Genomic DNA, 11779 nt, shown 5'->3' with positions numbered 1-11779 from the left:
GACGGGTCGGTCTACGCTGTCCCCCGCTGCAACACCCGCACGGAAGGACCCCCGGTGGCCGCCGACATCATTCCCATCCAGCTCGGACTGACCGAGGGCAACGTCTACACGCTGTGGGCACCCCAGTGGCTCGAGGACGGCGAGGAATGGGAGGCGTTCCTCGGTCACGGTGACCATCTGTACGTCTTCCCCTCCCCCGCGCACCTGGCCGCGTTCATCCGCACGTCGGATGAGCACGACCTGATCGACCACCCGGAGTGGGACACCGCCGCCGAACTGCTGGTCGACGAGCTGCGCCCGGACGACGACCACATCTTCGACATCGTCGGCGTGCCCGACCTGATGGCCGAGGTGCCCGACATCTGGACGCTGGCCTCGCTGACCGACACCGTGGCCATCGTCCGGTCGCTGGCCGAGGTCTGCGACCTGGAGGTGGTCGAGGAGATCCTGGACTCGGCCGACGGGTTCGCGGTGCTCCCGCTGGGCCAGCAGGCCTTCGTCGGGCGCAACGGCGAGAAGCTGTGGAACGAGATGGGCGCCGTCATCGTCGAGCGGTGGGACGAGGTGATCGACGCCCTCGACGCGCTGGTCACCATCCCGGAGGTCGACGCCGAGGAGCTGACCCAGACCAAGGCCGAGGCCGCCGCCATCAACGCCGTCGCCAAGACCTCCGAGACCGTGGAACCGGAGGAGGAGGAAGAGCGCGACGAGGATCTCGAGTTCTGGGACGAGACCGGCGTCGACTGCCTGGAGATCACCATCGGCGAACGCACCGGCTACACGCTGCGCTGCTACCTGGGCGACGACCCGGTGTTCCTGGCCGAGAACCATCGGATCCAGATCTACTCCTCGGCCGAGGATCTGGAGAACTACCTGATGGAAACCGATATCACGCACAACCTGTCGACCCTGCAGGTGTGGGAGGAGATCCGGCGCGCGGTCACCGACGGCGACGCGGCCGTGCTGGCCGGGCCCGAGAACACCTACCGGCTGGACGGTCTCACCGAGTCCTTGCGCGAGGGCCCGGAGGCCGTGGACGGCAAGCAGCTCGAGCTGGCCGTGGAGCTGCTCATCGACGCGGCCCTGGAGCGCGGCGATACCGAGACCGTCGAGGCGGTCGGCTCGTCCACCCCGCTGGGCAACCTGATCAGCGCCATCACCCGTCCCGACCCGGACCGGCTGCCGCCCTCGCCGCCGTTCGACGATGAGGCGGCCGCCTGGTCGGTGCTGGTCGACCGGTTCGCCGGGACGCTGGACTGGGACGGCGCCCGCGGCTGATGCTCAGCCGCGCCGCAGCCGGTCGTAGCCGGGCTTGATCACCTCGTTGATCAGGGCCAGCCGCTCGTCGAACGGCAGGAAGGCCGACTTCATCGCGTTGACCGTGAACCACTGCAGGTCGTCCCAGCCGTAGCCGAAGGCCTCGCTCAGCGCGGTCATCTCGCTGGTCATGCTGCAGCCGGACATCAGCCGGTTGTCGGTGTTCACGGTGACCCGGAACTTCAGCGAGGCCAGCAGCCCGATCGGGTGCTCGGCGATCGAGGTGGCCGCACCGGTCTGCACGTTGGAGGTCGGCGCCATCTCCAGCGGGATCCGCTTGTCCCGGACGTAGGCGGCCAGCCGGCCCAGCTCCACCCGCCCGCCGGGGTGCAGGGTGATGTCGTCGACGATCCGCACCCCGTGCCCCAACCGGTCGGCGCCACACCACTGCAGCGCCTCCCAGATCGAGGGCAGGCCGAAGCCCTCGCCGGCATGGATGGTGAAGTGCGCGTTCTCCCGGCGCAGGTACTCGAACGCGTCCAGGTGCCGGGTGGGCGGGAAACCGGCCTCGGCGCCGGCGATGTCGAAGCCGGCGACCCCCTGGTCGCGGAAGGCGATGCACAGCTCGGCGATCTCCCGGGAACGGGCCGCGTGCCGCATCGCGGTCAGCAGGATCGTCGCCCGGATCCGGTGCCCGGCCGCCTGCGCCGCCGCGGTGCCGGCGGCCACCCCGTCCAGCACGGCCCGGACCACGTCGTCCAGGGGCAGCCCCTGCTCGGTGTGCAGTTCGGGGGCGAACCGGATCTCGGCGTAGACGACCCCGTCGGCGGCCAGGTCCTGCACGCATTCGGAGGTCACCCGGATCAGCGACTCCCGGGTCTGCATGACGGCCAGGGTGTGGGTGAAGGTCTCCAGGTACCGCTCCAACGATCCCGAATAGGCCGACTCGGAGAACCAGCGGGCCAACGCGGCCGGGGTGTCGGCCGGCAGCTCCCGGTAGCCGATCCGCTCGGCCAGGTCGATGAGCGTGGCCGGGCGCAGCCCCCCGTCCAGATGATCGTGCAGCAGGACTTTCGGTGCGGTGGCGATGGTCTCGGCGGTCAGCGCGGTCGGCATCTCCGCACGGTACCCGGCGCACCGACTCCCCGCCCGCCCCCACCCATCCCGCAGTTGATCATGGGAAGAGTGCCGTTTTCCGGGCCCGGAAAACGGCACTCTTCCCATGAACGACTGGGGGCCCTTGCGGGCCGTCCCGTGGCGGCGAAAATGTTCTTGGTGCTGCCCTCGGGTTGTCTGACGTCGATGTTGATTGGTGCCGGCGAGCCTGGCCATGAACTGGACGCTGGAGGTCGGTCAGGGATCCCGTGGTGTTGCTTCGAGCACGTGACTGATCGTCTTTGCCGGGAGACCTCCCACCCGACGGCGGCACCACCCGTCACAAGGGATACCGGAAACGGAGGTAAGGCTGATGCCGGTGATCGACGACGACGAGATCGCCTACGGCCGGGTCGCGGGGATGGACATCTCCAAGCGCGATGTCAAGGTCGCGGTCCGGCTGATCGAGAACGGCCGGGTCAAACGACTCAAGGTCCGCACCTTCGCCACGACGACACCATCGCTGCTGCGGCTACGGGACTGGCTGACCGAACTGGACATCGAGCTGGTCGCGATGGAATCGACCGGGGTGTACTGGAAACCATTGTTCCTGGTGCTGGAAGACCAGTTCAGATGCTGGCTACTCAACCCGCGGGACGTCAAACGGGTACCGGGCAACAAGACCGACGTCAAGGACGCCGAATGGATCGCTCGGATGGCTCAGCTCGGGCTCGTCACACCCTCGTTCGTGCCGGACATCCCGGTGCGGGAGCTGCGGGAGTTGACCCGGTACCGCAGCAACGTGGTCCGCGACCGGACCCGCGCCGTGCAACGGCTGCAGGATCTGCTCGAATCCGCCGGGATCAAGCTGTCCAGCACGGTCAGCGACATCACCGGCAAATCGGCCACCGCGATGCTGCACGCGATGATCAACGACCCGGCCGGGGCGATGAGTGATCCCCGCCAGGTCGCGGACCTGGCGCTGGTCCGGATGCGCAGCAAGCTCCCGGAACTGACCGAGGCCCTGACCGGACACTTCACCGACCACCACGCGCGACTGGCCGCCACGATGATGCGACAGATCAACGACCTCGACACGCTCCTCACGGACCTGGACCAACAGATCGACCAGGAGATCGCCCCTTTCGCCCGAGCGGTTGACCACCTCGAGACGATCCCGGGAGTCAGCCGCCGCGCCGCGATGATCATCGTCTCCGAGATCGGGATCGACATGAGCCGGTTCACCGGGACCGACCGGCTGGCCTCGTGGGCCGGGCTCAGCCCCGGGAACAACGAATCAGCCGGACGACACCTCTCGACCCGGACCCGCAAGGGCAACCGGTCACTACGCGCAGTGCTGTTCCAGTGCGCCAAGGCCGCCGCCCGCACCCACAGCACGTACCTGGCCGCGAAGTACGCCGATCTGTGTACCCGGATGAAACCAACCAAAGCCCTGGTCGCGATCTCCAGGATCATCCTGGAGACCTGTCACCACCTGATCCGCAAAGACACCGACTACCACGACCTCGGACCCACCTACCTGAACGAATACCGCCGCCGCGACCTGGACAAGAACCGGATCCGCCGCGCCCGCACCATCCTCGAAACCAACGGCTACACCGTCACCCACAACGACGCCGCATGAACTAACCCCGCCCCGCCAACCCCCACGCCCGTCACCAACCAGCCCACACCAGCAGGCCGGCAACTCAAACACGCCCCCGTCCGAGCCGCCCGTCACCTATTTTCGACTGATCAACACCACGTCAGGGGGCGGGCGTCAGGGGGCGGGCGTCAGGGGGCGGGCGTCGGGGGGCGGGGGGCGGGCCGGGCGGGTCAGCCGGCGGTGATCACGTCCTGGACGAGCGCGGGCCGGTGCACGGTGGTGCCCGCGGGGGCGATCCGGATCGCACCGTCCAGGTCGGCCAGGGCGGCCGGGAACTTGTCCGGGGTGTTGGTGTGCAGCTCGAACAGCGGCTGGCCGATCCGCACGGTCTGCCCCGGCTTGGCCAGGCACAGCACCCCGGCGGCGGCCTGCACGGCATGCTCCTTGCGGGCCCGGCCGGCACCCAGCCGCCAGGCGGCCAGGCCGACGGGCAGCGCGTCCAGCTCGGCGACCACCCCCGCCTCGTCGGCGACCACCACCTCGCGGAACCGGGGCGTGGGCAGCGGCGCGTCCGGGTCGCCGCCCTGGGCGCTGACCATCGCCCGCCAGCAGTCCATGGCCTGCCCGGAGGCCAGCACGTCGGCCGGGTCGACCGACAGCCCGGCCAGCTCAACCATCTGCCGGGCCAGTGCGACCGTCAGCTCGACCACATCGGCCGGCCCGCCACCGGCCAGCACCTCGACCGATTCGGCGACCTCGATCGCGTTGCCCACCGCCACCCCCAGCGGGGTGGACATGTCGGTGAGCAGCGCGCTGGTCCGGACCCCTTCCCGGGTCCCGAGTTCGACCATGGTGCGGGCGAGCTCGGCGGCGTGGTCGGCCCGCTTCATGAACGCGCCGGTGCCGACCTTGACGTCCAGCACCAGGGCCGAGGTGCCCTCGGCAATCTTCTTGCTCATGATCGACGCGGCGATCATCGGGATCGATTCGACGGTCCCGGTGACGTCCCGCAGCGCGTAGAGCTTGCGGTCGGCCGGGGCCAGGTCCTCCGACGCGGCGCAGATGACGGCGCCGAGGGTGCTGAGCTGGTCGGTCATCTCCTGCGGGGACAGGGTGGCCCGCCACCCGGCGATCGACTCCATCTTGTCCAGGGTGCCGCCGGTGTGGCCCAACCCGCGGCCGGACAGCTGCGGCACGGCCGCCCCGCACGCGGCGACCAGCGGGACCAGCGGCAAGGAGATCTTGTCCCCCACCCCGCCGGTGGAGTGCTTGTCCACGGTCGGCCGGGGCACGGCGGACAGGTCCATCCGCCGGCCGGACTCGATCATGGCGGTGGTCCAGGCGGCGATCTCGGCACCGGACATCCCGTTGAGCAGGATGGCCATCAGCAGCGCCGACATCTGCTCCTCGGCCACCTCGTGCCGGGTGTAGGCGTCGATCACCCACTGGATCTGCTCGGTGCGCAGCTCCTGACCGTCCCGCTTGGCCCGGATGATGTCCACCGCGGCGAAGGTGCTCATGCTCGTCCTTCCTCGGCGACCGGGTCGCCCGTCTGGCCCTCCGTCGCCGGATGCACGTCGGTCATGGGGCGCCCCTTTCCGGGCCTCGGGCGGGACTGCGGCTCACGGCAGCCTCGGTCGCAGCTCCTCCCGGAGCTGCCGGAAGGTGCGCGGAGTCGCGTTCCATCGGTGCTCATCGGTGTCCTCGAACTGAACTGGTAGCGGCCCGACGTCCGGTCGAACTGCACCAGGATCGCCCGCGGTCGAGCGTCCGCGGGCTGGTAATGGCAGTCGAGGTACGCATCGACCGCGGTCCCGACCGCCCACGGGTCGGCCGCGACCGGGGAGATCCGGCCGTCCGCCGCGTACAGGTAACCGTGCGCCGAGTTGAACCGCCCGTCGGGGAACTCCAGCACGAACGCGGTGGATGCCCAGTCGCCCAGGCCGCCCGCCGGATCCTCGAGGTTCTGGACGAACGATCGGATGAGATCGGCCACCGGGTCGGGGACATCGTCGGCCACGGAACTCCCTTCGGACGGCCCGGCCTGTTCTTGTCCGGATGCGGCACCGGCCCGACCTCGCTGTCGGGATCAGTGACCGGCACGGTCAACTCCAGCGGGCGGACGCGGGTTCCGGGGCCGTGCGGGCGGCCGGCAGGTGCTCGGGGCCGAAGGCGTCCGGGAGCACGGCCGTCATCGGCCGCGGCCCGGACGGGCCGTCGACCTCCAGCTCGGGCCCGCCGAACTCGTAGATCACCTGCCGGCAGCGGCCGCACGGCATCAGCAGCTCACCCTCGCCCGAGCGGCAGGCCAGGGCGACCAGCCGACCACCACCGGAGAGCCGCAGCTGGCCGACCAGGGTGCACTCGGCGCACAGCCCCAGGCCGTAGGAGGCGTTCTCCACGTTGCAGCCGGTGATGATCCGGCCGTCGTCGACCAGGGCCGCGGCCCCGACCTGCAGGCCCGAGTACGGGCAGTAGGCCGACTGGGCGGCTTCGACGGCGGCCTGGCGCAACAGCGGCCAGTCGACCGAGCTCTCGGACACGTCAATGACCACCCTTGCGATAGATGAGGCCGTCGGCCTTGGGCATCCGCAGGTTCTGCGACGCCAACGCCATCACCAGCAGGGTGATCGCGTACGGCGCGGCCTTCACCAGCTGCTGCGGCAGCTCGTCGGTGGCGGCGAACCACCATAGACACAGCGCCGCGATCACCACGGCCACGCCGGCGACGATCCGGTGCCCGCCCCGGTACTGCAGCACCGCCACGACCAGCAGGGCGATGGCCACCAGGACCAGGAACGCACGCATCGCCGAACCGCTGGCGTCGTACTGCTGCACGCCGTCGGTGTAGCCGAACAACGAGGCGCCCAACGCCATCCCGCCCGGCCGCCAGTTGCCGAAGATCATGGCCGCCAGGCCGATGTAGCCGCGGCCGCCGGTCTGCCCGTCCTGGAACTTCAGGCCGACCACCAGGAACGAACCGGCCAGGCCGGCCAGCGCACCGGACATCATCACCGCGACGTACTTGTACCAATAGACGTTGACGCCCAACGATTCCGCGGCGTACGGGGCCTCGCCGCAGGAGCGCAGGCGCAGGCCCAACCGGGTCCGCCAGAGCACGAAGCCGGTGGCGATGATCAGCACCACCGCCAGCACGGTCAGCAGGGACAGGTTGGTGCACATGCCGCGCAGGATGCCGGCCAGGTCGGAGACGAAGAACCAACCCTTGTCCTCGATCTCGCCGAGCCAGTCGGACAGCCAGGGCAGGGTGATCCGGCCGACGTCGGGCACCGGGGGCGACTGCCGCTGGCCGCCGCCGGGGGCGTCGGTGAACAGCAACCGCGACAGGTACAGGGCCAGACCGGGGGCCAGGATGTTGATGGCGACGCCGGAGATGATGTGGTCCACCCCGACGGTGACGGTGACCAGGGCGTGCAGCATGCCGCCGAGCAACCCGCAGAACACACCGAAGGCCACCCCGGCCCAGGCGCCCCACTGGTAGCCGGCGTAACCGGCCCCGAAAGTGCCCAGGATCATCATGCCTTCGATGCCGATGTTGACCACGCCCGCGCGTTCGGACCACAGCCCGGACAGGCCGGCCAGCGCGATCGGCGTGGCCGCGGTGATCGCCGCCTGGATGGCGCCCGAGGAGTCCAGGTTGTTCGCGCCGGTCCAGATGCGGACGAGGGAGACCACCGCGATGCCGATCGCGACGATGCCCAACCACATCACCGGGGTCAGGTTCCGCGCGCGGCGCGGCGAGGTGGGCAGCGGGACGGCCAGATCCGAGTCGACGCTCACGACGACGCTCCCTTCGTCGCCACGGCGGGGGCGGTCTTGGCGGCCAGGGCCCGGGCCACGTCCTTGGCCTCCAGCGTGAGCCGGTAGCGGCGGACGAACTCGTAGGCCACCACGACCGAGAGCACGATGACGCCCTGCATGATCGTCACCAGCTCCCGGGGGACGCCGACGCCCTGCAGGGCGTTGGCCGAGCTGTCCAGAGCCGCCCACAGCAGCGCGGAGAAGATCATGCCGACCGGATGGTTGCGGCCCAGCAGGGCGATCGCGATGCCGGTGAAGCCGATGCCGGTCGGGAAGTTCAGCGAGTACGACGCGGCCGTGCCGTTGAGCAGCTCGGGCATGCCGATCAGCCCGGCGACCGCCCCGGAGAGCAGCATCGCCGAGACCACCATCCGCTTGACCGAGATGCCGGAGGCGATGGCCGCCGACTCGGACAACCCGGTGGCCTTGAGGCTGAAGCCGAAGACGGTGCGCGAGAGCATCAGCGCATACAACACGCCGACCAGCAGGGCCAGCAGGACCAGCGAGTACAGCGGCGTGGTGGACCCGGTGAACTCGATCACCGGGAGCTGCCCGCCCTCGGTGATCTTGGGGGTGCTGATGTTGTTGCCGTCCAGCACGGCCAGCCGCTGCGGGGTGAGCAGGTAGGCGATGATGAAGGTGGCGATCGCGTTCAGCATGATCGTGCTGATCACCTCGCTGACCCCACGGGTGACCTTGAGCAGGGCGGCGACGCCGGCCCAGGCCGCGCCCACGGCCATCGCCACCAGCAGGGTGATGGCGACCCGCAGGAAGCCGGGAAGCGAGCTCATCCAGGCCGCGCCGGCCACCGCGGCGGACAGCATCGCGGCCAGCCGGTACTGGCCGTCGACGCCGATGTTGAACAGGTTCATCTTGAAGCCGATGGCCACCGCGACCGCCGACAGGTAGTAGATGGCGCTCTGGTTGACCGTGCCCAGGATGATCCGGGACCGTTCGAACGCGCCGGCCATCGCCCCGAACGCCTCGGCCGGGCTGTGCCCGGTGGTCACCAGCAGCAGCGAGGTGATCACCACCGAGAAGGCCAGTGCCCCGACCGGGGCGGCCGCGCCGAGCAGGAACCGGCGCCATCGGGTGCCGATCATTGGCCCACCTCCGGGGCCGGCGCGGCGGCGTCCTCACCGGCGCCGGTCATCGCGGCCCCGAGCTGTTCCGGGGTCACCGAGCGGGGGTCGTAGGTGCCGGTGAGCCGGCCCCGCAGGATGACCGTCAACCGGTCGGACATGCCGATCAACTCCTCCAGGTCGGCCGAGATCAGCAGCACGGCCAGGCCGTTGGCCCGTGCGTTGCGCAGGTGCTCCCAGATCGCGGCCTGGGCGCCGACGTCCACGCCGCGGGTCGGGTGCGAGGCGATGAGCAGCACCGGGTCCTCGCTCATCTCCCGGCCCACGATCAGCTTCTGCTGGTTGCCGCCCGACAGCGAGGTCGCGGTCACCTCGATGCCCGGGGTGCGGACGTCGAAAGCCTCGACGATGCGCCGGGTGTCGGCCTTGGCCGCGGCTCGGTCGATCAGCCAACCGCGGGCGGCGGGCCGGCGGGTCTGGTGGCCCAGGATCCGGTTCTCCCAGAGCGAGCCCTCCAGGATCAGGCCCTGCCGGTGCCGGTCCTCGGGGATGAACCCGACCCCGGCCTCGCGCCGGGCCGCGGTGGACAGGTGCCCGACGTCCCGGCCGGCCAGCTCGATGGTGCCGCCGGCGATCGGCCGGATCCCCATGATCGCGTCGACCAGCTCGGCCTGACCGTTGCCCTCGACCCCGGCGATGCCCAGCACCTCGCCGGCGTGGATGGTCAGGTCGATGTCGGAGAGCACGTCGCGCTCCCCCGCGCCGCCGCCGACCCGGACCCCGGACAGCTCGAGCACGACCCGGTCGGTCACCGTCGACTCGCGCAGTTCCGGCACGGGCAGCGCCGAGCCCACCATCATCTCGGCCAGCTGCCGGTTGGTCACCGCCTTGGGATCGGCCGTGCCGACCGTGGTGCCGCGCCGGATGACCGTGATCTCGTCGGCGATGGCCCGCACCTCGTCGAGCTTGTGCGAGATGAAGATGATGGTCAGCCCCTCGGCCTTGAGCTCGCGCAGGTTGCCGAACAGCTCGTCGACCTCCTGCGGCACCAGCACCGCGGTCGGTTCGTCCAGGATCAGGATCCGGGCGCCCCGGTAGAGGACCTTGAGGATCTCCACCCGCTGCCGGGCGCCCACGCCCAGGTCCTCGACCAGCGCCCCGGAGTTCACCGCCAACCCGTAGGTGCGGGCCAGCTCGTCGATCTTGGTCCGCGCGCCGGTCACGTCCAGACGGCCCCCGGACACCGGTTCGGAGCCCAGGACGATGTTCTCCCAGACGGTCAGGTTGTCGGCCAGCATGAAGTGCTGGTGCACCATGCCGATGCCGACCGCGATCGCGTCGGCCGGTGAATGAAACGTCACCTGCCGGCCGTCGACGGTGATGGTGCCCTCGTCCGGCTGGTGCATGCCGTACAGGGTTTTCATCAGCGTCGACTTGCCGGCGCCGTTCTCCCCGACCAGCGCGTGCACGGTGCCCCGGCGGACGCTGAAGGTGATGTCGGAGTTGGCCACCACGCCGGGGAACCGCTTGGTGATACCGGTCAGCTCGACCGCCGCGGGCCCGGCGGGCGAGCCGGGTGATCGGGTGGGGGGCGCTCCGGTGGGTGTCGCGTCGGGACTCATCGCACCTGCTTCCGCGCGAAGGATGGGCTGCCTACGGTCAGGCAGTCTTAGCAGAAAGCACGCGGCCCCGACGGGATGACTCCCGCCGGGGCCGCATCGTCAGGTGCCGGACTCAGCCGACCGTCGACGGCACGGTGATCGAGCCGTCGAGGATGGCCGCCTTGGCCTTCTCGATGTCCGGGACGTACTCGGTGATGAATCCACCGGAGGTGGAGTAGCCCACCCCGTCGTTCTTCAGGCTGTACACGTGCTGGCCGGAGATCACCTCGCCGTTGACCGCGCTGGCGATGAAGTCCCAGGTCGCGACGTCCACCTTCTTGAGCATCGAGGTGATGATGACGTCCTTGACGTCGGCCAGCGAGGGGATGTTGTACTGATCGGAGTCCACGCCGATGGCGTAGTTCCCGGTGGCCTTGGCCGCCTTGAACACCCCGGCCCCGGACCCGCCCGCGGCCGCGTAGATCACGTCGATGCCGTCGTTGTACATGCCGGTGGCGATCGTCTCGCCCTTGTCGGGAGCGTTGAAGCCGCTGAAGTCCGGCGGCTCACTGATGTACTTGGACGTCACCGTCGCGCTCGGGTTGGTGGCCTTGACCCCGGCCTCGAAGCCGGCCTGGAACTTCTGGATCAGCGGGGTGTTGACGCCGCCGACGAAGCCCACCTTGCCGGTGGTGCTCTTCTTGGCCGCGGCCACACCGACCAGGTAGGAGCCCTGCTCCTCGGCGAAGGTCAGCGAGGCCACGTTGGGCACGTCGGCCAGGCTGGAATCGTCCACGATGGCGAAGTGCACGTCGGGGTTGGCCTTGGCCACCTCGCCCAGCGGGGTCGCGTAGGCGAAGCCCACCGCGATGATGTCGGTCGCCCCGCTGTCGACCAGCTGGTTGAGCCGGTCGGTCTTGGCCGAGTCCGGCTCGCCGGCCCCGGCGGTCAGCTCGCCGACCACCGTGACCCCGGCGGCCTTGGCCTTGTCCAGGCTGGCCGCGGCCAGATCGTTGAAGGACTGGTCACCCCGGCCACCGATGTCGTAGGCCAGGCCCACCTTGACGCTGCTCGGATCGCCGGTCAACGAGGGTTCGGCCGCCGCTCCGGCCGACCCGCTGGCCCCGGTGGCAGCGGACGAGGCCGCCGACTGGGCCGACGAGGCCGCGGTGGTGGCAGCTGCACTGGTGGTGCCCGAAGAACTACTGCCGGACGAACACGCGGACAGCACGAGGCCGGCCGCGGCGAGTCCGGCGATGAGCTTGAGTCCTACAGCTCGACGCACGTTGGGTCTCCCTTTCCTCCTGCTTGCGTCC

10 protein-coding genes are annotated in these 11779 nt (G+C 70.1%); 2 read left to right on the top strand and 8 right to left on the bottom strand.

What is annotated here, in order from left to right:
* Positions 1–54: 54 nt before the first annotated feature.
* Positions 55–1278, top strand: coding sequence for a hypothetical protein (locus NAMU_RS06600; RefSeq protein WP_015746631.1), 1224 nt, complete (start codon positions 55–57; stop codon positions 1276–1278).
* 3 nt (positions 1279–1281) lie between these two features.
* On the opposite strand, the gene NAMU_RS06595 is transcribed toward NAMU_RS06600, so the two are convergent.
* Positions 1282–2373 (bottom strand): adenosine deaminase, encoded by a 1092-nt coding sequence (locus NAMU_RS06595; protein ID WP_015746630.1) that lies wholly within the window; start codon positions 2371–2373, stop codon positions 1282–1284.
* A gap of 352 nt (positions 2374–2725) precedes the next feature.
* Here NAMU_RS06595 and NAMU_RS06590 point away from each other — a divergent pair, with 352 nt between their 5' ends.
* Positions 2726–3997 (top strand): IS110 family RNA-guided transposase, encoded by a 1272-nt coding sequence (locus NAMU_RS06590; RefSeq protein ID WP_015746281.1) that lies wholly within the window; start codon positions 2726–2728, stop codon positions 3995–3997.
* A 191-nt stretch (positions 3998–4188) separates the two neighbouring features.
* Here the strand turns inward: NAMU_RS06590 and NAMU_RS06585 are convergent, their stop codons facing one another.
* From NAMU_RS06585 to NAMU_RS06555, 7 genes are all read right to left on the bottom strand, one after another.
* Entirely contained in the window at positions 4189–5478 is a 1290-nt protein-coding gene (locus NAMU_RS06585) for a thymidine phosphorylase (RefSeq protein ID WP_015746629.1), read from the bottom strand.
* Positions 5475–5978 (bottom strand): hypothetical protein, encoded by a 504-nt coding sequence (locus tag NAMU_RS06580; RefSeq protein ID WP_015746628.1) that lies wholly within the window; start codon positions 5976–5978, stop codon positions 5475–5477. Before NAMU_RS06580 ends, NAMU_RS06585 begins: the two co-directional genes overlap by 4 nt.
* An 85-nt stretch (positions 5979–6063) precedes the next feature.
* On the bottom strand, positions 6064–6501 hold the full coding sequence (locus tag NAMU_RS06575) for a cytidine deaminase (RefSeq protein WP_015746627.1): 438 nt from the start codon (positions 6499–6501) through the stop codon (positions 6064–6066).
* Position 6502: 1 nt separating this feature from the next.
* Positions 6503–7759: an ABC transporter permease gene (locus tag NAMU_RS06570; RefSeq protein ID WP_015746626.1), complete on the bottom strand. Its 1257-nt coding sequence runs from the start codon at positions 7757–7759 to the stop codon at positions 6503–6505.
* Complete coding sequence (locus tag NAMU_RS06565) at positions 7756–8883, bottom strand: ABC transporter permease (RefSeq protein ID WP_015746625.1); 1128 nt, start codon at positions 8881–8883, stop codon at positions 7756–7758. Before NAMU_RS06565 ends, NAMU_RS06570 begins: the two co-directional genes overlap by 4 nt.
* Positions 8880–10484, bottom strand: coding sequence for an ABC transporter ATP-binding protein (locus NAMU_RS06560; RefSeq protein ID WP_015746624.1), 1605 nt, complete (start codon positions 10482–10484; stop codon positions 8880–8882). The genes NAMU_RS06565 and NAMU_RS06560 overlap by 4 nt, the downstream gene beginning before the upstream one ends.
* 112 nt (positions 10485–10596) lie before the next feature.
* A complete protein-coding gene (locus tag NAMU_RS06555) occupies positions 10597–11748 on the bottom strand; it encodes a BMP family lipoprotein (protein ID WP_015746623.1) in 1152 nt (383 codons plus the stop codon).
* Positions 11749–11779 lie beyond the last annotated feature (31 nt).

This window comes from Nakamurella multipartita DSM 44233, assembly GCF_000024365.1.
Taxonomy (GTDB): domain Bacteria; phylum Actinomycetota; class Actinomycetes; order Mycobacteriales; family Nakamurellaceae; genus Nakamurella; species Nakamurella multipartita.
Note: the sequence above shows the minus strand (reverse complement) of the source record. Positions and strands in the feature narration are given on the sequence as shown.